This is a genomic window from Nocardiopsis sp. NPDC058789 (genome assembly GCF_042745575.1).
In the GTDB taxonomy this organism is placed as follows: domain Bacteria; phylum Actinomycetota; class Actinomycetes; order Streptosporangiales; family Streptosporangiaceae; genus Nocardiopsis; species Nocardiopsis eucommiae.
In genome coordinates this window covers 209509-234985 of sequence record NZ_JBHYOW010000011.1, presented here as the reverse complement: position 1 = coordinate 234985, position 25477 = coordinate 209509, and the positions used below count along the sequence as shown (strand labels likewise).

Here is a 25477-nt window from a genome sequence, read left to right as displayed (position 1 = left end):
CTCTCTCAGAGAGTGAGCATCACCTTGGTGGCCCTGCGCTGGTCCATCGCCCGGTACGCCTCCGCCGCCTCCTCGATCGGGAGGGTGAGGTCGAAGACCACCCCGGGATCGATCTGGTCCGTCATGACCAGGTCGACCAGGTCGGGCAGGAACCGGCGCACCGGAGCGGGGCCGCCGAGCAGGCTCACCGTGGAGAAGAACAGGTCCATGCCGTCGAGTTCGACCCCGTGGGACACCCCGACGTAGCCGACGTGCCCGCCCGGCCGCGTGGAGTGGATGGCCTGCTCCATGGACTCCTGGGTGCCGACCGCCTCGACCGTCGAGTGGGTCCCCAACCCTCCGGTGAGCTCCCGCACCCTCTCCGCGCCCGCCCGGCCGCGCTCCTCCACGATGTCGGTGGCGCCGAACCTCCGGGCCAGGGCCTGACGGTCGGCGTGGCGCGACACCGCGATGATCCGCTCCGCGCCGAGTCGGCTCGCGGCCAGGACCGCTGACAGGCCGACGGCACCGTCACCCACCACCGCGACGGTCCGGCCGGGTCCCGCGTCGGCCGCGACGGCGCCGAACCAGCCGGTGCCCAGCACGTCGGAGGCGGCCAGCAGCCCGCGGGTCTGTTCCGGAGTGGGCTCCCCCGGCACCCTGACCAGGGTGCCGTCGGCCAGGGGCACGCGCGCGTAGTCCGCCTGGGTCCCGAGGGAACCCATCATCACCTGGTGGACGCAGCGCGACTGGAACCCCGCCTGACAGATCTCGCAGGTGTTGTCGGAGGCCACGAACGAACCGACGACGAGGTCACCCACCCGGACGTCGCGCACCGCGGGTCCGACCCGCTCCACCACGCCGACGTACTCGTGGCCCATGCGGGTGGGACCGTCCTGCTGTTCGACGCCTCGGTAGGGCCACAGGTCCGATCCGCAGACACATGCGGCGGTGACCCGGATGACGGCGTCGGTCGGCTCGACGATCGCCGGTTCCGGAACGTCCTCCACCCGGACGTCACCGGGCCCGTGCATCACTACGGCTCGCATGGCTTCTCCCCTCGTTGACTCTCTGTTCTGCCCGCCAGAGCACCACGTTTCACCTCCGCGACGGAGTTCTGCCTGGTGGGGCGGTGTGAGGGCCCCGCTCGAACGGAAACCGGAGCGGCGGGTGCTCCTGCGGGCGCCGTTCGTCCGCGTGCACGTGTGGCCGATGTCCGGCCTGTCCGACGACTCGTCGGGCACGCGGGGGAAGCGCTGGTCCCCGGCTGTCCCCGGGGCGACGGTGGCGCACGTCACCGAGCCCCCTCCCGCGCTCACCGGCATGAACCGGGGCGCACCGTTGTTCCCGGAGGGTGGCGGACGAACGTGAGGAGCGGTCGTGGAGGGTGGTCGGGGCGAAACGCCGCCCGGGGCGACGGACGTGGTGATCATCGGTGCGGGTCAGGCCGGGCTCTCGGTCGCCTGGCACCTGCGCAGGCTCGGACTCGGGCCCGGGGTGGGATTCGTGGTCCTGGACCGGGGTCCCGACTCCGGCGGGGCGTGGCAGTTCCGCTGGGAGTCACTGCGGCTGGACGACGCGCACAAGGTCGACGACCTGCCCGGGATGCGGGAGATGGGCCTGAGCTTCGCCACCGCCGACGCCGCGCGCCCCGCACGGGACGTGGTGCGTGACTACTACGAACGGTACGAGCAGTGGTTCGGGCTGAACGTACTGCGGCCGGTCCGGGTCACCTCGGTGCGCGAGGAGGGAACCGGCCTCCTGGTCGCCACGGACAAGGGCGACATCGCCGCACGTGTGGTGGTCAACGCCAGCGGGACCTGGGCGCGGCCCTTCCGGCCCTACTTCCCCGGGGCCTCGGACTTCCGTGGCGTCCAGGTCTCCACACCCGAGTACCGGGCGGCGGAGGACTTCGCCGGGGCGCGGGTGCTGGTCGTGGGCGGCGGGACCTCGGCGGTGGGGTTCCTGCGTGAACTGGAGGGGATCGCCGCGAGCACGGTCTGGGCCACCCGCCGTCCGGTCGAGTTCGTCGACGACCCCCAGGGCGGGGTCCGTGCGGTGCGCAGGGCGGACGAGGCGGCCCGGGCGGGGCTTCCGCTGCCCAGCATCATCAGTGGAACCGGACTGCCCGCCACGGAGGGGAACCTCGCGGCACGGGACCGCGGGCTCCTCGTGTCCCGGCCCATGTTCACCGAGATCGAACCCGACGGCGTCCGTTGGCCCGACGGCTCCTTCGAGCCCGTGGACGCCATCGTCTGGGCCACCGGGTTCCGCGCCGAACTCACCCACCTGGCGCCCATGCGACTGCGCGAACCCGGTGGAGGGGTGCGGGTCGAGGACGGCCGCGCCGTCCGCGAGCCGCGCCTGTTCCTCGCCGGGTTCGGTCCGCAGGCCAGCACGATCGGCGCCAACCGGGCCGGGCGCTCCATCGCCCGCCAGGTCGTGGCCCGGCTGCGGGCCGACGAGGGAGAAGTGCGGGGAGAGGGGCCTGTGGACGACCGGTGCCGCGGTCGGTCCAGGAGTTAGTGTCGGTTCCGGACCCAGTTGGTGCACAGCGTCGGAGGTAGCCGTATGAGGGCCAACAAGCTTCCCACCGAGGAGATCAAGCGGGACCCGGCGGCCTTCGCCGACCGGGTCACCGCCGACGCCCGCTTCGGGCGCCCGGCCGAGGCGGGACGTTACCGTCTCGTCGTCAACCGGGCCTGCCCGTGGGCTCACCGCGTGGTGATGACCCGGCGGCTCATGGGGCTGGAGGGAGCCGTCTCCCTGGCCGTCACCGACCCTGTCCAGGAGATCATCGACGGTGATCCGCACTGGGTGTTCACCGAGCGCACGGGCAGCCCCGGGGACCGGGACCCGGTCCTGGGCATCCACGCCCTGCGCGAGGCCTACCTCGCCCGCGACCCCGCCTACGACGGCGGCGTGAGCGTGCCCGGGCTGGTCGACGTCCCCACCGGGCACCTGGTGTCCAACGACTACGACCAGATCAGCGTGGACATGGCCACCGAGTGGGGCGGCCTGGCTCGGGAGGGGGCTCCGGAGCTGTACCCCGAGGCGCTCCGGGAGGAGATCGACGCGGTCAGCGCCGAGGTCTACCGTGACCTCAACAACGGTGTCTACCGGTCCGGGTTCGCCCCCGACCAGCGGCGCTACGATCGGGCGGTCTCCTCGGTCTTCGCCCGGCTGGACGCCCTGGAGAACCGCCTCACCGACCGCAGGTACCTGGTGGGCGACCACGTCACCCTCGCCGACCTGCGGTTGTGGGCCACCCTGGTGCGGTTCGACGCCGTCTACCACGGCCACTTCAAGTGCAACCGGCGCAAGCTCACGGAGTACCCGGCACTGTGGGCGTACGCGCGGGACCTGTTCCAGACGCCGGGCTTCGGGGACACCACCGAGTTCGAGCACATCAGAGTCCACTACTACCGGGTGCACACGGCCCTCAACCCGTCCGGCGTGGTGGCGATCGGCCCGGACCCCCGTGCCTGGCTCACCCCGCACGGCAGGGAGGCCCTCGGTGGCGGCCCCTTCGGAAGGGGCACGGCGCCCGGTCCGGTACCCGTCACCGAGAGGGTGCCGCCGCTGGAGGCCCAGGACCGCGCGGCCGGAGGGACCTGGGACGCGCCGCTGGACTGAGCGCGCACGGGTCGGCCTCAGTCGAGGACGGTGTGTTCGCGCAGCAGACGGACGGCCTCGGTGACGGCGGGGCGCCGGGAGGTGCCCTCACGCCACAGGACGGCCACCCCGCGCACCGGGACGGGCTCCAGCGGCTTGACCACCAGGGAGTCGGGCACGGCGCCTCGCCCCAGACGGGGGACGAGGGCGATGCCCAGCCCGACCTCCACCAGGGCGAGCTGGGTCTGGAACTCGGCCACGAAGTGGGCGATGTCGGGTGCGCCGTGCACCGGACGCAGGGTGCGGGTCAGCCAGTCGTGGCAGACCGTTCCGGGGGGTTGGCAGATCCAGCGCTGTGAGGCCACGTCCTGGTGGTTCAGGACGGGGAGTTCGGCGAGGGGGTGATCCCGGGGAAGGACGACGTCGCACCGGTCCGCACCGAGAGCGGCGCGCGACACCCCCTCGGGCACGGCCATCGGCGCGATGTCCCAGTCGTGGACGACGGCGAGGTCCACCGTTCCCTGCGCGACCATGTGCGGGGAGCTGTGCGGGTCCTCCTCGACGACGCGCAGGTCGAGGTCGGGGTACCTCAGGGTCAGCTCGGCCAGGGGGCGGGGGAGCAGGCCCCGGGCGGCGGTGGCGAAGGCCGCCACGGTGAGGCGGCCGGAGGGCTGGCCGCGCCGTTCCTCCAGGGTGACCTCGGCGGTCTCCATGAGGGTGAGCATCCGGGACGCGGTGTCCACGAGCATCCCGGCGGCGTCGGTGAGCACCACACCGCGTCCCTGGCGTTCCAGGAGCGCGGTGCCGGTCTCACGTTCGAGTTTGGTGACCTGCTGGGAGATGGCCGAGGGGGTGTAGCCCAGTGCCTTGGCGGCGGCGCTGACCGAGCCGTGGACGTGGACGGCGTGCAGCGCCCGGAGTCGGGACAGGTCGAGCACGAGGGGCTCCTCACGGAATTTCTTTAAGCAGTGCTGAACCTAACCTAGTAGAAGCTTTCGCTGGTGCTAAAGCCTGGTGCCCGCCATGATCGGAGGTATGCGCCCCACCCACTCCCTGCTCGCCGTGCTGGTCGCCGCCGTGTGGGGGCTCAACTTCGTGGTCATCGAGGTCGGCCTCGACCACTTCCCGCCGCTGCTGTTCTCCGCCCTGCGGTTCGTCGTCGCCGCTCTTCCCGCGATCTTCTTCGTCCGGCGTCCCGGCGTCGCGTTCGGCTGGGTCGTCCTCGTGGGACTGGTGCTGGGAGTGGCCAAGTTCGGGCTGCTCTTCACCGGCATGAACCTCGGGATGCCCGCCGGTTTGAGCTCGTTGGTCCTCCAGGTCCAGGCGGTGTTCACGGCGCTCTTCGCGGTGCTCTTCCTGCGGGAGGGGCTGCGCCCGGTCCGCTACCTCGGGATGGCCGTCGCACTGGCGGGGATCGGCCTCGCCGCGTACGACCACGGCGGATCGGGCCCGTTGGCCGCGTTCGTGCTGGTCGTGGCGGCCGCGGCGTTCTGGGGGCTCTCCAACGTGATCACCCGGAGGGCCGCGCCGCCGGACGCGCTGAGCTGGATGGTCTGGGTCAGCGTGGTGCCTCCGCTGCCGCTCTTCGCCCTGTCGATGGTGCTGGAAGGGCCCGGGGCCGGGCTGGCCGCCGTCCGGGGCCTGGACCTGGCCGGGGCGGGCGCCCTCCTCTATGTCGCCTGGGCGGCCACGGTGTTCGGCTTCGGAGCGTGGGGCTACCTGCTGCGGCGCAACGAGGCCTCGGCCGTCGCCCCGTACTCGCTGCTGGTGCCGGTGTTCGGGATGGTTTCGGCGGCGGTCTTCCTCGGGGAGTCGGTCCGCCCGCTGAGCCTGGTGGCGGCGGCGCTCCTCGTGGGCGGTGTGGCGCTCACGGCCCTGGGCGGCCGGTCTGCGAGGACGGTGGACACGGGTTCCCCGCGCACCTCGGGGAACCCGCGCCCCACCTAGCGGCCCGGGTGGTGGGCGGCGACCAGGAGTTCCACGTTGCGGTCCAGCGGCTCGCCGTAGTTGGCCGGGTCCGCGTACAGGTCGTTGACGGACAGCTCGCGGTAGAGCGAGGCCAGCCCCTCCACCGAGAAGTCGCCGTGGTCGACCTGGTACGGGCTGTCCGCCTCCAGGAGCGTGGTGAAGAGCGACATCGTGCCGTCGGCGTTGTCCACGATCTCGATGCTGCGGGCCATCTGCGGGTGGTCGATGTGCGAGGCGGTGTTGATCTCCCAGAACCCGCGCTCGGGCGTGCTGGAGGTGTGGGCCCGCACCCTGTTGTAGTGGGTGTGACCGTTCACCCAGGCCAGCACGTTGGGGTACCGCTTGAGCATGCGCACCAGGATGTCACCGATGTACCGGATCTCGGCGGGGCGGCGACGGTCCGGGAGGGGGTTGGTCATGGTGTCGCTGGTGTGGTGACTGAACAGGACGAACAGCTCGTCGGTGACCTGCTGGGCGCGGCGCCGACCGAGCAGGTCGTAGTAGACCGAGCTGGAGCCGCGCAGCGTCCGCTCCAGCCAGTCGTACTGGGTCTTGCCGATGGAACCGTTGGCCAGACCGGCGAGCGTGGTGGTGTCCATGCTGATCCCGAGGACACCCTCGGCGATCCGGAAGCTGTAGAAGCAGTCCACCCCGTCCGCGTTGTCCTCGGTGAACCCGTGCCCGACCGGCCCGGGCCCGGTGTTGGCCTCCGCGAGGTGGGCGGCGACGAAGCCCGCCGTGTCGAAGGGGGCCCGCCGCTCGTCCGGGGTGACGGTGGAGGTCAGCGCGGCGGTGGTCACCGCGTCGGGGTCGGGGTGCTCGACCTCGTCGGGGATCTCGCCGAGCCGGTCCTCGTCGGTCATCGCCTCGGCCGTCTCCGCGGTGACCCGGTCGTCCGCGAACATCAGCTTGCGGTCGCCCACGTAGACGTCACCGAGGGTGCCCGCCGGCAGGGTGCCCGCCGGGGTGTTGTCGTGGTTGCCCACGGTGCAGTACCAGGGGACGTCCAGACCGGGGCTGCTGAACTCGGCCGTGGCGGCGGCCAGGAACCCGGGCAGGTGGGGGAACCCGCCCCGTGCCTTGTACCGGTCGCTTCCCTCGCTCTCGGGCTGCCAGTACAGCTCGGAGCCGCAGTTCTGCACGCCCTCGAAGCGGGTGGGGTCGCCGGTGTCGGGCGTGAGTGAGCCGCCGTTGAGGATCGACATGAGCCAGGCGAGCTCGATCTGCTCGTGGTTGTCGGTGTTGTCGCCGGTGGTCATCATGAAGTCGAAGGGGCGGCCGGTCACCGGGCCGTTCCTGAGCGAGTTCACCCGGGCGACCAGCGCCGACGCCCCGACCATGGCGAGCGCCTCCTGGGGGCGGTGCGCGCTGGAGCCGAGGATCGGGTGGGTGTACTCGAACCGCACGGGGCTCTGCACGTCGAGCACGTGCAGGTCCGTGAACTGGACGAAGGCGCTCAGGGGCACGCGCCGTTCGTCGCGGCCCGACTGCGCGGGGACCAGGTCCTCGCGGACGTGCAGCGGCCAGCCCGGACCGGCGGTGAGGAGCCGGTAGCCGTCCCCGACGGGGGAGGCCACCTCCGCGAAGGTGGTGCCCTCGGGGTGGGCGACCCGGTCGAGGGTCTCCCGGACCAGTCGGTCGTGGGTCGCGGCGGAGACGGGGAGGGCGGGCAGACCGAGGGCGAACCCGAGTCCTGCGGAGGCGGTGAGGAAACCGCGCCGGTTGAGGGAGGCCATGGGTGGCGGCGTCCTTTCGGCCCTGCGGGGGCCTGTGGGGAGAGCGGGGCGCCGTCATTAAAGGCCGAAGTCAGCGCTGGTGGCAACGGGTGCACGGCCACGGGTGCCGCACCCGGTCCGGTGCGGCCCCGAGGCCGGTGGGTACGATCATCGGTTCGGCCCCTTCCGTTTGTGTGAGCAGGAGGGCAACCTCACCGAGAGTGATCGCCCGTCGTCCGCACGCGCGTCGACGGCGCGTGGCGGACCGTTCTCCTGGGCCGTGGGGAGTCGTCACAAAGGTGAGTACTTCTCATGTTTGGCCGGATGCGGCCAATCTGGGCTCGCCTCCGGCGCTGGACACCTGGACGTCCCCGCCGCCCACCACCGGGTCGTGACGGACCTGAGCGGAAGGTGTCCTCCACCGCCTGGGCGGAGGGGCGCGACAGTGGAGGCCCTGGAGCACACGGACGGTGTCCGGCGGCACCAGGAGACGGGGAACGACCCCAGTCCGCACGGCTGGCTGCCCGCACCTGCCGCCGAGCTCCGACCACCCGCCCTGGCCCGCGAGGGACGAACCCGTCCGCCCGTGCTGGCACACTGTGCGGGCGCCCGTGGCCCGGGGCGACGGATCCCGGCCGGGTTGGACACGAACGGGGAGAGCATGCGCGGGACCATGTGGACGGGGCGGATCCGGGGGGTGCGGCCGTGAGCTGGCCAGCGCGGAACGAGGGCGGGAACGGCGGGTACCCGCCCCAGGGGCACCCCGGCCAGTACGGTCACCAGCAGCCGCCGAGGCCTCCGTACCAGCAGCCGTACCAGGGCCACCCGCAGCACTTCCAGCAGCAACCCCAGGCCCATCACCCCCACGGATACCAGGGACACCACCCGCGTCCGGGCCACCAGCAGCACGTTCCGGTGGAGGGTCTGCCCCACGGGTGGACGCGCGCGCCGGGATGGGCCCTGCCGGGGGAGCCCGGGACCCTCACGGCCCGCCCTGTGGGCGACGTGGGCACCTACCTGCGCTACCTGCTGGCGTTCAGTCCGCTCCTGGGGGTGTTCTTCCTCGTCGTCCTGATCCTGGCGTCCATCTTCTTCGAGACGGCCAGCCCCGGGACCGGAGTGACCGGCGGCATCGTCGTCGGCGCCCTCGCCACGCTCTGCCTCGCCGTCCTCCCCGTCGTCAGGACCCGGCGCATGCTCGGGGGAACCGTCGTGGTGATCTCCCCGGCGGGCGTCGAGCTGCGCGACCACATCGGCTTCGAGGTGCGGCTGCGCTGGCGGGACGCCACCCAGGTCGGCAGGACCGTCGACCGCGTCGCCGCCGGTCCGGGCGTCGAGGTCGGCGGCCAGCAGGTGCAGGTCCGGGACCTGGAGTCTCGCGGCCTGGTGGGGTGGGGAGAACGCGTCATCCCCGACCAGGCCGCGCGTATGCGGTCCGTCCTGGCCTCGCAGCCCCGCCACCCCCGGACCGGCGCCGAACTGGTCGCCGTCTCCTTCCAGGCCGCCGGGGCCAGCGGCTGGGACAACCCGCTCGTCACCGAGGCCCGCCGCCACCGCCCCGACCTCTTCGGCTGACCCTCGATCACGCGTCCCCGGATCCGGCTCGGAAGGGATCTCGTCGGCGGCGGGCCCTGGCGCCGGGGGCGGTCGTGGTGTCCGGCCTCGCGGTGGGGGAGCGGGCTCACATTGTCGGTGTGGGCCCAGGGCCCCTGGACTGACTGGTTCGAGCGCCCTCCCAGATGGGGTAAAGTTTCACCTGTTGGCGGGGCGGAGACGCACCGCCCAGCGGCCGGGACGTAGCGCAGTTTGGTAGCGCACTTGACTGGGGGTCAAGGGGTCGTGGGTTCAAATCCCGCCGTCCCGACAGAGATGTGCAGGTCATAGAGGGGCCCACCTATGGTGGGCCCTTTTTGTGTCTCGGGTGGGGTGGGACCGGGGGTCGTGGGGACTTCCGGGTGTGTGGATGCCACGACGCGAGCACGAGACGTCGCCCACCCAGGGTCTTCGAGACGACTCGGAAGCATGATGCTGGTGTTTCTGCAGAGGCGGATGTAATCCCGAGTTGACCCACATCGAATATGGTCCAGTTATTACAATAGTTACGTTCCTGGGCTGCTCTTGTGGATCCCTGATGTCAATCGCATAATCACTCTGGAGCTGATCAACGGATAGCGCGTCAGGAGACTCTTTGTCTGATCTGGAAGCGACCCTGCGAAGTCTTGTGGATTCGTCGTCCGTGGTGGTGAGTTCGGGTGACCGTCTCGCTGGAAAAGTCGGATCAGCGATCACCCGGGGAGATCAACGCTACAAGGAAAAGCAAGAGGAACCACCGCGCCGGAAACCAGGACTCGCCCCCGTCTCTCAGATGAAGAACACATCCGTTGGTGTGGCTCCTCTGAGCGTCCTCCATGCGTTGGGAAGGGCGATCTCCCTGGACAGGCAGGGGTCGGTTCGAGGACTTGCCGAGCACTGGGGTTGTCTCAAGTACACGCTGGCACTGGATGGGAGCCAGCAGAAGGATATGAGTCTTTCCGAGGAGGGGCGTTCCACCCAGCACCAGCACAAGAATGTCCAGGCTCGTGAACTCGGCGTCGGCTTCGGGGTGGCGGCCGTCGAGCATCTCCTCCGCGAGCGCTATCCGGAGCACCGTGTCTCGATTATCCCAGCGGACCTCGTACTACGTGCCGGATGGCCCAAGACGCGCCTGTGGTATCGCCCTCGCTTCTTCGCCGAGGTTTGGCGGCCGGGAGAGCGGGCCGTGGTCTTGCCCGTCGTCTGCAAGGGACACCACGGTCGTCGGAGCTCTTCCTATCCGCAACTGGCCTCCGCCTCGGCCCACGTGGAGGCGGTGCACATCGGCCCCTGGAACAGGACACCCGCACTGGTTCTCAGTACGGAACTGAGCATGAAGGGGCCGATCGTCGTACACGCGCTCGCGGCCGACGGCGACGGCGGAGTCCTCCCGGCTCAGGAGGAGGAGTTGAACTCCGCGTCGCGTGACGTCTCCAGGTACCCGAAGATCATCAAACCCGCCCAGGGTGCCAGCCCAGAAGAAGGCCTGTCCGGCTTTCACGTGCTCCCGCGGCACGCCGGATGGTTCAGGACGGTCCTCGCGCGTACGGACGTCGCTGGACTTGTGGCTTTCACCGGTGACGGTAGCGTCACCGCGCCCTATCTGACCAATCAGCAGGGGCGTCGGTACTACACACAGCAGTCGCATGCCGCCGTCAGCAGTGTCCGCAACATAGAGGAGACTGTTCTCGGTACCCCCTGCGTCGGGACCGAACACGTGTTTCGCCTCAGCGGTGATCGTGTCGAGGCCTTTTCCGGTCTTGCTGAAGACCTGTTCGACATTCTCAAGCAGGGGAAAGTGGACAAGTACCGTCGTGAAGTCGATGCCCGGTACGCTCGCCTCCCCAAAGCGCAGTGGGACCGTTCATGGGGAGGTGCGGTCTCCGTTCGGCCGGACGGGTCCGTGCTGGCGATTCGGCGACTCAAAGCCCAGTGTTGTTGGTGACTGGGCAGCGAGGCTTGTAAAGGGGCTCTCGCTGTGGGGCGGTGGGCCGACCGTGACCGGCTTGGTTGCCCGTACCGCCTGATGCATGCCGCGCTCACCATCAGAGGTCCTACTCGCCAAGAGCAGACGCTCGCCGGGTGGGATGGACGTGGTGCGGGACCGAGGGCCCCGGGGTGGCCCTCAGCGACCGCCTCCTCCGTAGGGGGTTACGCTCCGCCGTCCCGACTGGCGAAGGGCGTTCACTCAGGTGGACGCCCTTTCTCATGTTCGAGAGCGGCCGGTGTGGGCGGCCACGAGCTCGGGTGTCCACTGGACGTACTCGACGGCGATGCCGTCCGCGTGGCGGGCGTACGCGAACCGGCCGGTGGGGCCGGTCGTCGGCGGGACCGTGACCACGGCTCCCGCCCGGTCCAGGTCCGCCAGGACGGCGTCCAGGTCGGACACGACGACGGTGGTGCTCGCGTGGGCGTAGCGCTCGCGCTCCTCGGCGGGACCGGCGATCACCAGGAAGTCACCGATCGCCGCCAGTTCCACGGACTCGAAGGCCAACCGCAGGTGCGGCCGTTCCCCGGTGATCCGCTCCAGGAGGGGGAGGGCCGCCTCGGCGTCGTCGCTCCACACACGGGCGTAGGTCCTCAGGACGGTCATGGCGCTCCCTCTGCTCGGGCGTTCCCGCTGGTCGGTCGCGGACGACGCTAGGGCACTAGGGTGACGCGCGACAGTACGCACCTTCTGTTGACTGGGGCACCGTATGGAAAGCGAACAGGTCAGGGGTTCGATCGACCAGGGGGATGTGACGCGCGCCAACTCGCTGGCTCGCAGTGTCTTCTCCGACATCGCGGACAAGTGGTCCCTGTTGGTGGTGAACGTGCTGGGCGACCGCACCCTGCGTTTCACCGAGCTGCACCGGTCGATCGAGGGTGTCAGCCTCAAGATGCTGACCCAGACCCTGCGACGCCTGGAGCGCAACGGGCTGGTCGAGCGGACGGTCCACCCGGTCGTGCCACCACAGGTCGACTACCGGCTGACGGAGGCCGGGCGGGACCTCAGGGACACCGTCAACGGCCTGTGCGGGTGGGCCCGCCGCCACCTCGACGTGATCGAGGAGGCGCGACGACTCCACGGGTGAGGCGGAGCGGATCGGCGGGCGGTGGGACCCTCCCGGCCTGGTGGCCCTTGGCCGCGCACGCTACCGTGAGCCGATGCCCTCATCGACACCCGCACCGTTCTCCGCCTTCACCGACATCGACGCCTTCACGCGGATCCCCAGGGTCACCGCCCTGGCGGCCGGGCCCGACGGTCGGGTTGTCGCCTCGATCGACGAGGTGGACGAACACGGGTCGAAACGCGTGTCGGCCCTGTGGGCGCTCGACCCGGAGGGTCTGCGACCGGCCCGGAGACTGACGTTCTCCCAGGACGGGGAGAGCACGCCGTGGTTCACTCCCGACGGGTCGCTGCTGTTCACCTCCCGTCGGCCGGACGACGGGGACGACGAGGGCGCGGCCGTCTGGCGCCTGCCCGAACACGGCGAGGCGACCGTCGTCGCGCGGCTCCCCGGCGGGCTGAGCGTCTCCGGTGTCGCGAAGGACGGCTCGATCCTCGCGAGGACGAGCGTGCTGGCGGGGGCCACCCTGGACGACGACGGCGAACGCCGTCGGGCCCGCAAGGACGCCAAACGGAGCACCATCTGGCACACCGGCATGCCGATCCGCCGTTGGGACCATGAGCTGGGCGACGTCAGCCCCCGCCTGGTGCTCGTCTCCCCTGACGGTGGGATCAGCGATCTGACCGAGGACGCCGACACCCTGGCGCTCGTGGGCGCGTCGGCCGACCTGTCGTCGGACGGCCGGACCGTCGCGGCGACCTGGACCGAACGGGTCGGGGGCGGGCAGACCCGGACCAGCGTCGTTCTGATCGACACCGACAGCCGCGAGCGCACCACCATGCTGGCCGCCGACGACGACCAGGAGTACGGTTCACCGCTGCTCTCTCCTGACGGAGCCCATCTCGCGGTCACGCGGACCACGATCTCCACGCCCTCCGACACCGGTTACGGCTTCCTGGAGATCCATCCGCTGTCGGGTGAGGAACCGGTCGGCGTCGACCTCGGGGACCTCACGGTCAACGAGTACGTGTGGAGCCCGGACGGAACCCTCGTGGTCTCCGGTGACCTGCACTCCTCGGGGGCCGTGCTCGCCGTCGACCCGCGCACCGGGGAGGCGCGGACCCTCGCGGACGCCGGTGTCTTCACCTCCCTGGCTCCGGCGCCGGACGGTTCCCTCCACGCGCTGCGTTCCGACATCGGCACCCCTCCGCGCCCGGTGCGGCTGACTCCCGGTGAGTGGACCGAACTCCCCGCCCCGGGGCGGGTCGACGGGCTGCCGGGAAGCCTGGAACGGGTGTGGACCGACGTCGACGGCGTGCGGGTCGGCGGATGGTTGTGCCTGCCCGACGGCGCCTCCGAGGCGGACCCGGCCCCGGTGATGCTGTGGATTCACGGTGGTCCGCACAGCTCCTTCAACACCTGGTCCTGGCGTTGGTGCCCGTGGCTGGCCGTCGCCCGGGGCTACGCCGTGCTGATGCCCGACCCCGCCATGTCCACCGGTTACGGGCACACGGGGTTGAACCGCGGCTGGCCCCGGCTGCCGGACGTGGTCTACCGGGAGTGCGAGGCGCTCCTCGACCTCGTGCTGGAGCGTCCGGTCCTGGACGGCGCGCGGACGGCGCTGCTCGGGGCGTCCTTCGGCGGCTTCATGGTGAGCTGGATCGCCGGTCACACCGACCGCTTCTCGGCGGTCGTCACCCACGCGGGGTCGTGGGCCATGGGCCAGCAGCACCGCACCACCGACGCGGCCGCGAAGAAGATGCGCGTGCACGGACACGAGGACGAGCAGCCCGAGTGGTACCGCGACCATTCTCCGCACCACGGCGCGTCGCGTGTGGTCACGCCCGTGCTGATCACCCACGGGAACCGGGACTACAGGGTGCCGATCAGCGAGGCCCTGCGGATGTGGTGGGACCTGGTCTCGGCCTGGGAGGGCTCACCGGAGACCATGCCGCACCGGTTCCTGCAACTGACCGGTGAGAACCACTGGGTGCTGACCCCGTCCAACAGCCGGGTGTGGAACGAGACCGTGCTGGCCTTCTGCGACCAGCACCTCGGGGGCGGCGACCCGATCCCCGAGACCCTGCCGTGGTGAGGGTGCCGCGGTCAGTCAGCCACGCGAACAACTGAGAGGACTGGACATCGTGTCGGACAGATCAACCTCGGGGAACGGGAGCGTGCGCCCCTGGCGGACGGGTTCCCGTATCGCCGCGTCGGCACTCGTGCTGGGCCCCGCCCTGGCGCTCGTGACCCCCGCGTACGCCGAGCGTGTGGACGGCTGCCTGGGTGAGGAGGGCGCGACCGTCGAGGAGGCGCGGGTCGAGCGGGAGGTCCCGCAGGAGATCCTGCGCGGGTCCGGGTTCGACGCCTCCGTGGACCGGTTCGAGGAGGAGCTGTGCGCGGCGTCCGACCTGGACGGTGCCAGCACGGTCGTCCGGAGTCACGGGGACGCGCTCTGGAGGGACGCGGTCCAGCGCGTCCAGGCCCCCGGGGAGGTCGAGGGGGACCTGAGCGCAGAGGACGACCGGCCGCTCTACTGGGCACGGCTCTCCATGACCTCCGCGCTCCACCGCTGGGAGCCCGGTTTCGCGCTGAGCGGGACCGAGCGCGCCGCACTCGTGGCCGACCTGGAACGGCGCTCCCGGGGCCAGGACGGCGAGGACTTCGCGGAGGCTCCCGGGGACGCCGACGTCAAGCACGTGGTCGTCACCGGGTTCGACCCGTTCCGCCTCGACAACGACATCCGCCAGGCCAATCCCTCCGGTGCCGCGGCCCTGGCCCTCGACGGGGCGGTCCTGGAGACCGCCGACGGCGTCGCGGTGGTCAAGGCGATGATGTACCCGGTGCGCTGGCGGGACTTCACCGACGGCATGGTCGAGCAGTCCCTTCTGCCCTACTACACCGGTGACCACCAGGCCGACGCGGTCATCACGGTCAGCCAGGGCTCGCCGGGGAGGTTCGACCTCGAGGCGCACAACGGCGCCTGGCGCGGAGGCTCCGAGGACAACGAGGCGCTCGGCACACCCGAGATCATCCCCGTTCCCGAGGGCGTTCCCACCGTCACCCCCCAACCCCAGTGGTCCGACTCCTCCCTGGACCGTCCCGCCATCGTCGAGGAGACCACCGGGTCCCCCTTCCCCGTGGTCGACAACACCCAGGTGACCGAGATCCCGGCCGGTGGGACCGAGCCCGTGGTGCGCCCGGACGGGCCCACCCCCGGCTCCGAGGCGCGGTCCGGCGGCGGGGGGAACTACCTCTCCAACGAGATCGCGTACCGCAACACCTTGCTGCGCGACGCCACCGGGAAGGACGTCCCCGCAGGTCACATCCACACCCCGGTGCTGAACCTCGGTACCGGTGGGGACGTCAGCGATCCGGACTTCGAGGCGGACCGCGAGGCGATCGTGCGCCAGGTCGAGGACATCGTCGCGGCCTCGATCCGCTAGGCCGCCCCTCGCCGGTCCGGAGCCCGTCCCCCCGGTCGGGTCCCGGACCGGCGGCCCCGTCCCCCCTTCCGGGATCAGACGACGACCTCCTGGCAGACCTCGATGAAGGCCCGGGTCCGCCGGATCGGCGCGCGGTCGGTGAGCTGGACGATCTCGATCCCGAGCCCCTCGGGCTCGACGTCCAGCCGCCGGGTGACGTAGGGCAGGTCCTCGTAGCTCCGTTCCAGCACGGTGCGCTGGGTGAGCAGCGCGTTGCCCAGGCCACGGGCGACCAGGGCCCGGACCATCTCGAAGCTGGTCGTGCGGAAGCGCACGTTCGGGGTCAGTCGGGCCCTGGTGAACAGGCCCAGGAAGTACTCTCCGCCGGGAGGCAGGTCGAACAGGATCAGCGGTTCGACCGCCAGATCGGCCAGGCTCGGCCGCTCCTTCGCGCTCACCGCACCGCCCACGGGCGCGAGGACGTACGGCGGGTCCGACCTCAGCGGGAGGGCCGTCACTCCGGTCGTGGTGCGCACCGAGGCCAGTTTGTAGTCGTAGGTGATGGCCAGGTCGATCCGCGTGTTGAGCAGGTCGTCCAGGAGCCTCTCGTGCGCCGCCTCGACGAAGGAGAGCTGGACGTGGGGGTGGCGGCGGGAGAACTCCGCGATCACCCTCGGCAGCAGGATCGGCGCGATGGTGGCGTAGCAGCCGATGGTGAGCGTGCCCTCGATCTGCTCCCGTTCCTGTCGGGCCGACTCCCGGAACTGGTCGAGGCCGGCCAGCACGTTGTCGGCGGCGGCGATGGCGCGCTGCCCCGACGTGGTGAGCCGCATCCCCTTCTGCGATCGCACGAACAGGGTGATGCCCAGGGTCGACTCCAGTTCGGCCAGGGCGGTGGAGACCGCCGACTGCGACACGAAGAGATCCCGCGCGGCGGCGGTCACCGAACCGTGCCTCGCGACGGCCGTCAGGTACTCCAGTTGGCGCAGGCTCACGTCCGACATGCCCGTCCCCCTCTCGGTTATTGGTTTTTCTGATGGATGGGTTCAGATCTATGTGTTGTACAGATCGTACTTCGCGCCCCGATACTCGTGACCCAGGCCACAGGCAGGGCGTCCCCCGGGCCCGTCCGTGCCTTGAGAACCGTCCCCAGGAGGCGTGATGACCGGTGCGAACCCGGAAACAGTGGACCGGAAGGACCTGCGACGCAGCGTCTTCGCCGGAGCGGTGGGCGTCTTCGTCCACTGGTTCGACTGGGCGGTGTACGCGTACCTGGCCACCACGATGGCCAAGGTCTTCTTCCCCGAACAGGACGGCACGACCGGGCTGCTCTCGGTGTTCGCGGTCTTCGCCGTGGCGTTCTTCGTCCGTCCGCTCGGCTCGGTGCTGTTCGGCCACCTCGGAGACCGGTTCGGGCGCAAGACCACCCTCTCGATCGTCATCATCTCGATGGCGGCGGGCACGCTCATGCTCGGGCTGCTGCCCACCTACGACTCCGTCGGCATCCTCGCGCCGATCCTGCTCGTCGTCGCCCGCGTCATCCAGGGGCTCGCGGCGGGCGGGGAGTTCGGCAGCGCCGCCGCCTTCCTCGCGGAGTTCTCGCCGCCCAAGCGCCGGGGCTTCGGCTGCTCGTGGATCGAGTTCGGCTCGGTCGCCGGATTCCTGTGCGCGTCGTTCGCCGTGTGGGCGCTCCACTCGGCCTTCCCCGCCGAGGTCGTCCTCGACTGGGCCTGGCGGATCCCCTTCCTGCTGACGGTGCCCATGGCGGCGGTCGGCCTCTACATCCGCCTGAAGATCGAGGACACCCCCGAGTACCGCGCGCTGGAGGACATGAACAACGTCCCGAGCCAGCCGGTCGTGGAGGTCTTCCGCTCCAACGGCAGGCAGTTCCTCCAGACGGTGGGCATCGAGACCTTCATGAACTCGACGTTCTACATCGTCCTCGTGTACCTGATCACCTACCAGGAGGAGATCGTGGGGGTGCCCGCCGACCGGGCCGCCCTGCTCTCCGCCGGGGCCTCGGTGGTCGCGATGGGCGTGATCCCGCTGTCCGGCATGATCTCCGACCGGGTGGGCCGCAAGCCGGTGCTGTACACCGCCGCCGGGGCGATGATCGTCGGCGCCGTGCCCCTCTTCCTGCTGATGCAGGCGAACACCTCGTGGGCCGCCTTCCTCGCGACCTTCGGACTCGCGGTGATCCTCGCGATCATCCTGGGCACGCACGCCTCGACCGTGGCGGAGCTCTTCCCGACCCGCACCCGCCAGAGCGGGCTGTCCATGGCCTACAGCGTGGCGGGAGCGTTCTTCGCGGGCACCCTGCCGTACCTGATGACCTGGCTGATCTCGCTCACGGGCAGCACCATGGTCCCCGGCTTCACGATGATCGTGATCGGCGTCATCGGCGCCCTCACCCTGCGGACCATGCCCGAGACCAGGGGCTCCGACCTTCTGCACGAGAGTGACCGCGCGCGGGTCTGACCCGCCACCGGCCTCGTGCCCGGGGCTCGCAAGGACGAGCCCCTCCGTACCTCGCAACCGTCCATGGGAGTGGAGAGCAGTATGTCCGTTGAGGAGACCGAGGTCGTCGTCGTCGGAGGAGGGCAGGCCGGGATCGCGATGAGCGAACACCTGCGTGCCCGCCGGGTTCCGCACGTCGTCCTCGAACGACACCGCGTCGCGGAGCGCTGGCGCTCGGAGCGGTGGGACTCGCTGGTCACCAACGGGCCCGTCTGGCACGACCGGTTCCCCGGGATGGAGTTCGACGGCCTCGGCCCCGAGGAGTTCGCCACGAAGGACCAGGTGGCGGACTACCTTGCCGCCTACGCGGAGAGGATCGGCGCGCCGCTGCGCTGCGGGGTCGAGGTGACCTCGGTGCGCGGGCACGAGGGCCGCAGGGGCTTTCGTGTGGAGACCTCCGACGGCGACTACGACGCGCGTTTCGTCGTGGCCGCCACCGGACCGTTCCAGCGCCCGGTGATCCCACCCATCGTCCCCGAGGGGGCGGTCCCGGTCCAGATCCACTCCAGCGGCTACCGGAACCCCGCCCAACTGCCCGAGGGCGGCGTCCTCGTGGTCGGGTCCGGATCGTCCGGCGTGCAGATCGCGGACGAACTCCGTGCCTCCGGTCGGCCGGTGTACCTCTCCGTCGGCCCCCATGACCGTCCTCCGCGCCGGTACCGGGGACACGACTTCGTCTGGTGGCTGGGTGTGCTCGGCAAGTGGGAGGCCGCGACCCCGCCCCAGGGCGCGGAACACGTGACGATCGCGGTCAGCGGTGCGCACGGCGGCCACACCGTGGACTTCCGCGCCCTGGCCGAGCGGGGCGTCACGCTGGTCGGTCGGACCGAGTCCTACGACGGCGGCACCTTGCGCTTCGCCCCCGACCTGCGGGACAACATCGACGGTGGTGACGCCAACTACCTGTCGCTGCTGGACGAGGCCGACGCCCATGTCGCCCGCAACGGCCTCGATCTGCCGGAGGAACCGGAGGCCAGGGTCCTGGGGGCGCTCCCGGACTCGGTGACCGACCCCGTCCTCGAACTCGACCTCGTCGCCGCCGGGATCACGTCCGTCGTGTGGGCCACCGGTTTCACGGCCGACTACGGATGGCTGCCCCCGGACGCCGTCGACGAGCAAGGCAGGCCCCGGCACCAGCGCGGGGTCTCCAGCGAGCCCGGCGTCTACTTCGTGGGGCTCCCCTGGCAGTCGCGCCGGGGGTCGAGCTTCCTCTGGGGCGCCTGGCACGACGCGAGCTACGTGGCCGACCAGATCTCCATCCAGAGGGGATACACACGACACGACGAAGCCCGCCCGCGCCCGACCCACGCCCAGAGGTGAGAGCACACATGACCACGCACACCCGCATCCGCACGTTCAACACCAGGGACACCTACCCCGAGCAGAACCTCGACAACGACCTCTGCCAGGCCGTCGTCGCCGGGGGAGTCGTCTACCTGCGCGGCCAGATCGGCCAGGACCTGGACACCCGCGAGTCCGTGGGCGTCGGCGACGTCCGGGCGCAGACCGAGAAGGCCATGGCCAACATCGACCTCCTCCTGCGTGAGGCGGGCAGCGGACTCCAGGACATCGTCAAGGTGACGGTCTACCTCGTCGACCCGCGCTACCGAGAGGACGTGTACCGGGAGATGGGGCGCTGGCTCAAGGGGGTCCACCCGGTCTCCACCGGGATCGTCGTCCAGGCGCTGGCCCGGCCGGAGTGGCTGGTGGAGATCGACGCCACCGCCGTCATCTCGGGAGGTGGGGCGTGACCTTCTCCATCGCGGCACACCAGGACGGCCGGTTCGGCGTCGCGGCGGTGTCCTCCTCACCGGCGGTCGCGGCGCGCGTGGTCCACCTGCGGGACTCCGTCGGCGCCGTCGCCTCGCAGAACATCACCGACCCCCGGCTGGGAGCGGCCCTGCTGGACCGGCTGGAAGCGGGAAGCGGCCCCGAGGCGGCGCTGGAGGAGGTCGTCGGCGGCGCGCCGAACGCCAACTTCCGTCAGCTCACCGTGGTGGACGCCTCGGGCGCGGCGGCGACGTTCAGCGGTGGCCTCACCCTGGGCGTGCACGGTGAGGCCACCGGGCCGCACTGCGCCGCCGCGGGGAACATGCTCTCCCGCGCGGACCTCCCCGCGATCATGTGCGCGGCCTTCGCCTCTGCCGGAGGTGAGCTGGAGGAGCGCCTGCTCACCTCGCTCTCGGCCGCTCTGGCCGCTGGCGGCGAGGCCGGTCCGGTGTACTCGGCGGGGCTGTCCACCGTGTCCGGCCACGGCTGGCGCGACACGGACCTCCGCGTGGACTGGCAGGACGAGCCGGTCGAGGCGCTGGGGCGACTGCTCGACGTCTGGCTGCCCCAGCGCGAGGACTACGTCCAGCGCGGCCTGGATCCGGCCGCCTCTCCCGGATACGGGGTGCCCGGCGATGACCGCTGAGACCCACCGCCCGCCGGAGGTCTCCGGCCTCATCGCCCGGCTGATCTCCTACTCCGAGGCGCTGCACGCGCACCCGGAGACCGCGTGGCGGGAACACCGGGCCGCCGCCTGGACGGCCGAACTGCTCGACGAGTTCGGCTTCGGGACGACCACCTCCTATCTCGGATTCCCCACGGCCGTGCACGCCTCCTACGGGTCGGGCACGCGCAGGGTCGGACTGGTCGTGGAGTACGACGCGCTGCCCGGACTCGGCCACGCGTGCGGGCACAACCTGATCGCCGCGATGTCGGCGGGCGCCGCGATCGCCCTCCGCCCGTGGGCGGACCAGCTCGACCTCACGATCGAGGTGGTCGGAGCCCCGGCCGAGGAGGGCGGCGGGGGCAAGGTCGAGCTGCTGGACGCAGGCGCCTTCCACGGCCTGGATCTGGCGCTCATGGCCCACCCGGGCCCGGTGGACGCGCCCAGGGCCGAGCCGTACGCGGTCGCCCACGATCACGTCCGGTTCACCGGGCGCACGGCCCACGCCGCCGCCTACCCGCACGAGGGCCGCAACGCCAACGACGCGTTCGTCATCTCCCAGGTCGCCCTCGGTCTGCTGCGGCAGCAGCTGCCGCCCGCCACCCGGGTCCACGGCATCCAGACCGTCGGTGGCGAGGCCCCCAACGCCATCCCCGGTGTCACGGAGGGCCGCTGGTACACGCGGGCCCGCACGCTGGCCGAGCTGGAACCGCTGCGCGCACGGGTGGAGCGGTGCTTCGAGGCGGGGGCGCTGGCCACCGACACCGAGCTGGAGTTCACGCCCGAGTCCCAGCCCTACTCCGAGTTCCGCACGGACGAACGCGCGCTGGAGATCTACACGCGCCACGCCCTGGCGATCGGTCGCAGGTTCGACGCCCCGGCGGAGCACCAGACGATGAACCGCGCCTCCACCGACATGGGCAACGTCTCCCAGCACGTGCCCGCCATCCACCCCTACATCGGCCTGGACTGCTTCCCGGTCAGCAACCACCAGCCGGAGTTCGCCGCCGTGTGCGTGGGGGAGGCCGCGAACCGGGTCATCGAGGACGGCGCCACCCTGCTCGCGCGGACCGCCCACGAGTACTTCTCCTAGGTACGGGCGGCCCGGGGCGGTTCGGTCAGTAGCGGGCCACCCCGGGTTTCCACAGGGTGGCCCGCTCCACCACGTACACCTCCAGGTTGCCGACGCTCGCGCCGCACGCGTCGTGGCGTTCGGTGGCGACCAGGGCCGAGGCGATCAACTCCGCGCGGTGCCGTTCCTCGGGCTCGCTGTCGCCCACCGGGATCACCTGGCGCACGTGGTGGCAGCGCGACCGGCCGTCAGCGTGCACCAGTCCCACGACGTAGGTGCGCCTCCAGCGCCGCAGGGCGGCCTGACGGGGGATCTCGTAGAGGTAGCGGCAGCGCACCCGGCCGCCGGAGGGCAGGTCGGCCTCGGCCTGGTAGGTGATCGACCACCAGTTCTCGGCCACGGGCACGACCGTCGCGCGCATGGTCCGCGCCCACGCCTCCAGGGTCGACCGGTCCTCGACCTCGATGACGGCGGCGTCGCTCACGACGCCCCCTCGCGCTGGTCGGGGATCTGACATGAGATCACTCTAGGTGTCCACGTGGGTTCGAAGGGTACAGTTTGTGCCCCTCGTGCCGAGGAGCCGCGCTCCGCTCACGTCAGCAGCCCGATCCGCTCAGCGAGACCGCCCGCCCCGTCACGGCGCCGGGGATCACGTGACTCCAGTTCCTCCAACACCATGCGGCGGGCGAACCCGTTGTACCGGACCGTCTCCGGGGCCGCCGCGTGTGCCGCCTCCAGCACCCGCAGCGCCTCGTCCCGCTGCCCGGCCAGGTGATGGGCGCGCGCCTGCTCGATCCGGTGCCGGGCCCCGCGTGGCCGCGACGGGATCGCCTCCGCCGGGGCCCGCCCGGCCTGGCGGACCGCCTCGTGCCCGCTGCGCAGCTCCACCGCCACGGTCACCGCGTGCGCGGCGATCACCGGACGGGAGAACGAGGTCATCGGGTGGAAGTAGGAGGCGGGCAGGCGTTCGGCGGCCTTCCGGGCCGTGTCCCAGTGGCGCCAGGCCGTCCCCGCCTGCCCTCGACGCGCCGCCGTGTACCCCGCCTCGAACCGCAGCGCGCCCCACACCGCGAGCACGTCGCGGTCACCGTCCGGCAGGTGGCGCACCAGGTGGCGGCTGGCGTCCTCGGTGACCGCGTCCGCCGCCTCCCAGTCACCCGCGTCCCGGTGCGCCTGCGCCAACAGCCAGGCCGCCACACCCAGGGCGTGCGGGTCCTCCGCCTCCTGGGCGGCGACCATGCCGCGTTCGGCCACCCGCCAGAGCAGGCTCTCGGCGGGCTGGTACGCGATGAAGAACTGCGCCAGCGAGCACACCTCCGACAGCACCGACCGCGCCGCGCGCCGGGCGGTCCCGTCCTCCGCCCGCCGAACCGCCCTCTGGGAGTCCTCGAAGAGCGCGGGAAGCAGCCGCCCCACCACGTCGCGGTGGTGGGACGCCGAGTGCCGGGCCCGCCAGGCCGCCGCCAGCCGGGCGCGCAGCCGCTCCACGGTGGGGGCGGGCCCGTCGTCGCCCAGCGTGAGGGCGTTGACCGACGCGCGGACCCTCGGCAGCCGCGTGTGTCCCGGGCCGGTGAACAGATCCACGGGTACGGACTGCTCCCCGGTGAGTTCGGCCAGGTCACGGATGCGCAGTGCCTCCACCAGGCGCAGGAGGATCGGGAGTTTGGGGGTGCCCAGCCGCCCGGTCTCCACGGCCTTGACCCACGACGCGGAACGGCCCACGAGGCCACCCAGCACGTCCCGGGTCAGCCCTCTTCTGGTGCGGTGCAGCTTGAGCCGGGTACCGAAGGGGATCTCGACCTCGTACGGGTCCGGGGTGCCGTCCACGGCCATCGCGTCGTCCTTCCCTGGGGAGTCGCGGAGACCAGGCTATGAGCCGGATCCCGACCCCAGGGCGGAAACCGGGCCACCTCCCCCGGTCGGGCCCCGGCGACCGGGTATGGCCCGGTCGGGCCCCCTCCGAACTGGCACGACGTCACTCAGTTCCGCGTGCCGAGGGAGGGTGGCGGCGCCACCTGGGGTCCGCCGGGGCTGCGCAGACGCTCGAGGACGAGGTCGAAGGTGAACCCGGCGGTGAAACCCACCGGGACCACGAAGAACAGCAGGCGCCGCGCGTCCAGCTCCACCAGCAGCTCCGGAACGGTCAGCAGCTGGGCCGCCACGTACAGCAGGACCGAGACCACGCCCGCGCCCAGCCCCCGCGCGCAGGCGCGCAGGGCGGAGGGGGTCCGTCCGAACGAGTCCCTGATCAGCGCACCCGAGACCGCCGCGCACATCGGACCGGCCAACAACAGGGACAGACTGGCCGGGTCGGCGGGGCCGGGACCTCCGGCCAGCACGATCGACGCCAACGCCGCGAGCAGCAGCAGGATCGCGGAGACCAGCCCGGCCGACTCACGCCAGCGCCCCCACCGCCGGTCCCTCTCCTCACGGCGGCGGCGTTCGGCACGGCGCTCCATCTGTCGGCGCAGCACCTCCGCCATTCGCCTGGCCGACCCGGACGACCAGGACTCTCCCAGGGCGCGTACGTCCTCCCGGTCCACGTGCTCACCGGCACCGTCCAGGTACACCCACACCTGCCGGGCGGCGCCGCCGAAGACCGCCAACGGCACCACCGGGACGCCGTGGGCCAGGGCGACGACCCCGGTGACCCGGGTGGACCGACCGCCCCCGGCCAGCACGATCCCGTCCACCTCGAACAGCGTCCGGTAGTACGGCACCTCCCACTCGGCGCCGGTGTCGCGGATCGTGGTGACACGCACCCGTGAGCCCTCGGGCAGAACGGGCGCGTAGTCCTGGTGCCGGGGCGGGTGGGCGATGATCCGTGAGTCGGGGGCGGAGGCCGCCGCGTACCCGCGCGCCACCAGCGTCTCGACGTAGTGCTCGTCGTCGGCGAAGACCACGAGGTCGTACCCGGCCAGGGCCAGTTCGCGGCCGAGGTCGTGGCAGGCTGCGCGCACCTGGTCGGTGGCGCTCAGGGGCGGTTCGTACTCGCGGGAGGCGTCGACGCTGCCGACCACGGCGATCCGTGGTCGTCTCGGCGGGGCGGGTGCCTGTTTCACGGGGCCTCCGTCACGGTGCGGGGAGGGTCGGTCGGGTGGTCCTCCGGAGCTGTTCGGCCCCGGGGGAGGAGGGCGCGCAGCGCCGCCGCCGCGTCGGGGTCACCGGCGGTCTCGGCGACGGCCCGGGCGAGCCAGGAGAGGGCGTGGGAGTCGGGGTGCTGGGCCCGCAGGTGGGCCACGAGGCGTTCGTGGCGTTCGGGGGCGGGAACGGTGACCCGCCAGTACAGAGGGTTGAGGGCCCGGTCCCGGCGGAGCTCCCCGAGCCGGCGCAGGAACGCCGCCCAGCAGGCGGGGTCGTCCAACGCCCGGACCGTGAGCAACACCCGGACGGCCCGCTCACCGACCGACCCGCGCGCGTCCGGGCCCTCGGGGCCCTCGGGAGGAGGGAGCTCCCCCTGATCGGAGGGAGCCCCGTCCGGGTCCGCGCCCTCCCTCCGGGCGACCGCGTCCCAGGCGGGGACGGCCTCCCGGGCGACGGCCTCGGGCAGGGGCGGAAGGGGGTCGGCCGCCGAACGTGCCACCAGGGCGCCGATCCGGTAGCAGAGGGCGCGGTAGGCGGTCGGGTCGGTGAGCATCAGCTCCAGGACCCCGGCGTCCGCGTGACCGGGCACGCCCACCCAGTCCAGCCGCTGGCGCTCCCGCACCACGCGGGGGAGCGGTCCGCTGAGCGGTTGCCACACCAGCGGCAGGATGTGGTGGGGCGGGGCACCGTGGTCCCGGAAACGCCGGACCCGTTCCTCGACGATCCACCACTCCCGGGCGCACCAGGCGCTGTTGAGGTGGGTCTCGCTCAACAGGACCACCAGGGTGCGGGTGGTGGCGCAGTGCCGGAGCAGTTCGGAGCGCCAGCCTCCGCCCGGTTCCAGGGTCGGCCCGGTCGCGCCGAAGGCGCGGTCGTCGGTGTGCAGCCGGACCATGGCCTCCAGATCGGAGTGGAAGCGCAGCACGTGCTCCCGGTCGGCCCTGCGCCCGCCGTAGCTCGTGAAGAAGGCGCTGGTCCCGCCCGCTCCGGTGTCCTCCGCCCCGGTGGCCTCCACCCCCGTCACCTCCACCTCGGACCTCCCGCCC

Annotated in this window: 22 protein-coding genes and 1 tRNA gene; 14 read left to right on the top strand and 9 right to left on the bottom strand. The window is 71.7% G+C overall.

The features are described 5' to 3' along the window. Positions 1–5 precede the first annotated feature (5 nt). Complete coding sequence (locus ACFW3L_RS18425; protein WP_378741991.1) at positions 6–1028, bottom strand: zinc-dependent alcohol dehydrogenase family protein; 1023 nt, start codon at positions 1026–1028, stop codon at positions 6–8. 331 nt (positions 1029–1359) lie between these two features. Between ACFW3L_RS18425 and ACFW3L_RS18420 the strand changes: the two genes are divergently transcribed. Together ACFW3L_RS18420 and ACFW3L_RS18415 are read left to right on the top strand one after the other, a co-directional pair. After that, positions 1360–2505, top strand: a complete 1146-nt coding sequence (locus ACFW3L_RS18420) for an NAD(P)-binding domain-containing protein (protein WP_378741988.1) — start codon at positions 1360–1362, stop codon at positions 2503–2505. A 45-nt stretch (positions 2506–2550) separates the two neighbouring features. Further along, positions 2551–3615 (top strand): glutathione S-transferase family protein, encoded by a 1065-nt coding sequence (locus ACFW3L_RS18415; RefSeq protein ID WP_378741986.1) that lies wholly within the window; start codon positions 2551–2553, stop codon positions 3613–3615. A 17-nt stretch (positions 3616–3632) separates the two neighbouring features. Here ACFW3L_RS18415 and ACFW3L_RS18410 read toward each other — a convergent pair whose 3' ends face one another. Next, entirely contained in the window at positions 3633–4532 is a 900-nt protein-coding gene (locus tag ACFW3L_RS18410; RefSeq protein ID WP_378741984.1) for a LysR family transcriptional regulator, read from the bottom strand. A 97-nt stretch (positions 4533–4629) separates the two neighbouring features. Here ACFW3L_RS18410 and ACFW3L_RS18405 point away from each other — a divergent pair, with 97 nt between their 5' ends. After that, positions 4630–5541, top strand: coding sequence for an EamA family transporter (locus ACFW3L_RS18405; protein WP_378741981.1), 912 nt, complete (start codon positions 4630–4632; stop codon positions 5539–5541). On the opposite strand, the gene ACFW3L_RS18400 is transcribed toward ACFW3L_RS18405, so the two are convergent. Then, a complete protein-coding gene (locus ACFW3L_RS18400) occupies positions 5538–7298 on the bottom strand; it encodes a TIGR03767 family metallophosphoesterase (RefSeq protein WP_378741979.1) in 1761 nt (586 codons plus the stop codon). The genes ACFW3L_RS18405 and ACFW3L_RS18400 overlap by 4 nt on opposite strands. 684 nt (positions 7299–7982) lie before the next feature. Here ACFW3L_RS18400 and ACFW3L_RS18395 point away from each other — a divergent pair. From ACFW3L_RS18395 to ACFW3L_RS18385, 3 genes are all read left to right on the top strand, one after another. Further along, complete coding sequence (locus ACFW3L_RS18395; RefSeq protein ID WP_378741976.1) at positions 7983–8852, top strand: hypothetical protein; 870 nt, start codon at positions 7983–7985, stop codon at positions 8850–8852. A 215-nt stretch (positions 8853–9067) separates the two neighbouring features. Further along, positions 9068–9141: transfer RNA gene (locus ACFW3L_RS18390), tRNA-Pro, on the top strand. A 501-nt stretch (positions 9142–9642) separates the two neighbouring features. Next, positions 9643–10794, top strand: a complete 1152-nt coding sequence (locus tag ACFW3L_RS18385) for a hypothetical protein (protein ID WP_378741974.1) — start codon at positions 9643–9645, stop codon at positions 10792–10794. Positions 10795–11055: 261 nt separating this feature from the next. Here ACFW3L_RS18385 and ACFW3L_RS18380 read toward each other — a convergent pair whose 3' ends face one another. Then, complete coding sequence (locus ACFW3L_RS18380; protein WP_378741972.1) at positions 11056–11442, bottom strand: VOC family protein; 387 nt, start codon at positions 11440–11442, stop codon at positions 11056–11058. 103 nt (positions 11443–11545) lie between these two features. Between ACFW3L_RS18380 and ACFW3L_RS18375 the strand changes: the two genes are divergently transcribed. The 3 genes from ACFW3L_RS18375 to ACFW3L_RS18365 all read left to right on the top strand — a co-directional run bounded on the left by ACFW3L_RS18375 (position 11546) and on the right by ACFW3L_RS18365 (position 15345). Continuing rightward, positions 11546–11923: a winged helix-turn-helix transcriptional regulator gene (locus ACFW3L_RS18375; protein ID WP_378741970.1), complete on the top strand. Its 378-nt coding sequence runs from the start codon at positions 11546–11548 to the stop codon at positions 11921–11923. A 73-nt stretch (positions 11924–11996) separates the two neighbouring features. Continuing rightward, entirely contained in the window at positions 11997–13994 is a 1998-nt protein-coding gene (locus ACFW3L_RS18370) for a prolyl oligopeptidase family serine peptidase (RefSeq protein ID WP_378741968.1), read from the top strand. Positions 13995–14043: 49 nt separating this feature from the next. Continuing rightward, entirely contained in the window at positions 14044–15345 is a 1302-nt protein-coding gene (locus ACFW3L_RS18365) for a pyroglutamyl peptidase (RefSeq protein ID WP_378741966.1), read from the top strand. A 74-nt stretch (positions 15346–15419) separates the two neighbouring features. Here ACFW3L_RS18365 and ACFW3L_RS18360 read toward each other — a convergent pair whose 3' ends face one another. Further along, positions 15420–16328: a LysR substrate-binding domain-containing protein gene (locus ACFW3L_RS18360; RefSeq protein ID WP_378741964.1), complete on the bottom strand. Its 909-nt coding sequence runs from the start codon at positions 16326–16328 to the stop codon at positions 15420–15422. Positions 16329–16485: 157 nt separating this feature from the next. On the opposite strand from ACFW3L_RS18360, the gene ACFW3L_RS18355 reads away from it, so the two are divergent. The 5 genes from ACFW3L_RS18355 to ACFW3L_RS18335 all read left to right on the top strand — a co-directional run bounded on the left by ACFW3L_RS18355 (position 16486) and on the right by ACFW3L_RS18335 (position 21368). Then, on the top strand, positions 16486–17802 hold the full coding sequence (locus tag ACFW3L_RS18355) for an MFS transporter (RefSeq protein WP_378741962.1): 1317 nt from the start codon (positions 16486–16488) through the stop codon (positions 17800–17802). An 81-nt stretch (positions 17803–17883) separates the two neighbouring features. Next, complete coding sequence (locus ACFW3L_RS18350) at positions 17884–19161, top strand: flavin-containing monooxygenase (protein WP_378741960.1); 1278 nt, start codon at positions 17884–17886, stop codon at positions 19159–19161. 8 nt (positions 19162–19169) lie between these two features. Beyond that, a complete protein-coding gene (locus ACFW3L_RS18345; protein WP_378741958.1) occupies positions 19170–19592 on the top strand; it encodes a RidA family protein in 423 nt (140 codons plus the stop codon). Beyond that, positions 19589–20257, top strand: a complete 669-nt coding sequence (locus ACFW3L_RS18340) for a DUF1028 domain-containing protein (RefSeq protein ID WP_378741955.1) — start codon at positions 19589–19591, stop codon at positions 20255–20257. The genes ACFW3L_RS18345 and ACFW3L_RS18340 overlap by 4 nt, the downstream gene beginning before the upstream one ends. Next, a complete protein-coding gene (locus tag ACFW3L_RS18335; protein WP_378741953.1) occupies positions 20247–21368 on the top strand; it encodes a M20 family metallopeptidase in 1122 nt (373 codons plus the stop codon). The genes ACFW3L_RS18340 and ACFW3L_RS18335 overlap by 11 nt, the downstream gene beginning before the upstream one ends. Positions 21369–21393: 25 nt before the next feature. Here the strand turns inward: ACFW3L_RS18335 and ACFW3L_RS18330 are convergent, their stop codons facing one another. From ACFW3L_RS18330 to ACFW3L_RS18315, 4 genes are all read right to left on the bottom strand, one after another. After that, on the bottom strand, positions 21394–21831 hold the full coding sequence (locus ACFW3L_RS18330; protein ID WP_378741951.1) for a hypothetical protein: 438 nt from the start codon (positions 21829–21831) through the stop codon (positions 21394–21396). A gap of 107 nt (positions 21832–21938) precedes the next feature. Further along, positions 21939–23180: a helix-turn-helix domain-containing protein gene (locus ACFW3L_RS18325; RefSeq protein WP_378741949.1), complete on the bottom strand. Its 1242-nt coding sequence runs from the start codon at positions 23178–23180 to the stop codon at positions 21939–21941. 146 nt (positions 23181–23326) lie between these two features. Continuing rightward, a complete protein-coding gene (locus ACFW3L_RS18320; protein ID WP_378741947.1) occupies positions 23327–24409 on the bottom strand; it encodes a hypothetical protein in 1083 nt (360 codons plus the stop codon). Further along, complete coding sequence (locus tag ACFW3L_RS18315) at positions 24406–25446, bottom strand: TIR domain-containing protein (RefSeq protein ID WP_378741945.1); 1041 nt, start codon at positions 25444–25446, stop codon at positions 24406–24408. Before ACFW3L_RS18315 ends, ACFW3L_RS18320 begins: the two co-directional genes overlap by 4 nt. Between the last annotated feature and the right edge of the window lie 31 nt (positions 25447–25477).

What these genes read in the sequence shown, in the direction of transcription:
- ACFW3L_RS18425 (WP_378741991.1), bottom strand. Translation starts at nt 1,028, where the DNA reads ATGCGAGCCGTAGTGATGCACGGGCCCGGTGACGTCCGGGTGGAGGAC.
- ACFW3L_RS18415 (WP_378741986.1), top strand. Translation starts at nt 2,551, where the DNA reads ATGAGGGCCAACAAGCTTCCCACCGAGGAGATCAAGCGGGACCCGGCG.
- ACFW3L_RS18405 (WP_378741981.1), top strand. Translation starts at nt 4,630, where the DNA reads ATGCGCCCCACCCACTCCCTGCTCGCCGTGCTGGTCGCCGCCGTGTGG.
- ACFW3L_RS18400 (WP_378741979.1), bottom strand. Translation starts at nt 7,298, where the DNA reads ATGGCCTCCCTCAACCGGCGCGGTTTCCTCACCGCCTCCGCAGGACTC.
- ACFW3L_RS18385 (WP_378741974.1), top strand. Translation starts at nt 9,643, where the DNA reads ATGAAGAACACATCCGTTGGTGTGGCTCCTCTGAGCGTCCTCCATGCG.
- ACFW3L_RS18380 (WP_378741972.1), bottom strand. Translation starts at nt 11,442, where the DNA reads ATGACCGTCCTGAGGACCTACGCCCGTGTGTGGAGCGACGACGCCGAG.
- ACFW3L_RS18375 (WP_378741970.1), top strand. Translation starts at nt 11,546, where the DNA reads ATGGAAAGCGAACAGGTCAGGGGTTCGATCGACCAGGGGGATGTGACG.
- ACFW3L_RS18370 (WP_378741968.1), top strand. Translation starts at nt 11,997, where the DNA reads ATGCCCTCATCGACACCCGCACCGTTCTCCGCCTTCACCGACATCGAC.
- ACFW3L_RS18360 (WP_378741964.1), bottom strand. Translation starts at nt 16,328, where the DNA reads ATGTCGGACGTGAGCCTGCGCCAACTGGAGTACCTGACGGCCGTCGCG.
- ACFW3L_RS18355 (WP_378741962.1), top strand. Translation starts at nt 16,486, where the DNA reads ATGACCGGTGCGAACCCGGAAACAGTGGACCGGAAGGACCTGCGACGC.
- ACFW3L_RS18350 (WP_378741960.1), top strand. Translation starts at nt 17,884, where the DNA reads ATGTCCGTTGAGGAGACCGAGGTCGTCGTCGTCGGAGGAGGGCAGGCC.
- ACFW3L_RS18345 (WP_378741958.1), top strand. Translation starts at nt 19,170, where the DNA reads ATGACCACGCACACCCGCATCCGCACGTTCAACACCAGGGACACCTAC.
- ACFW3L_RS18335 (WP_378741953.1), top strand. Translation starts at nt 20,247, where the DNA reads ATGACCGCTGAGACCCACCGCCCGCCGGAGGTCTCCGGCCTCATCGCC.
- ACFW3L_RS18325 (WP_378741949.1), bottom strand. Translation starts at nt 23,180, where the DNA reads ATGGCCGTGGACGGCACCCCGGACCCGTACGAGGTCGAGATCCCCTTC.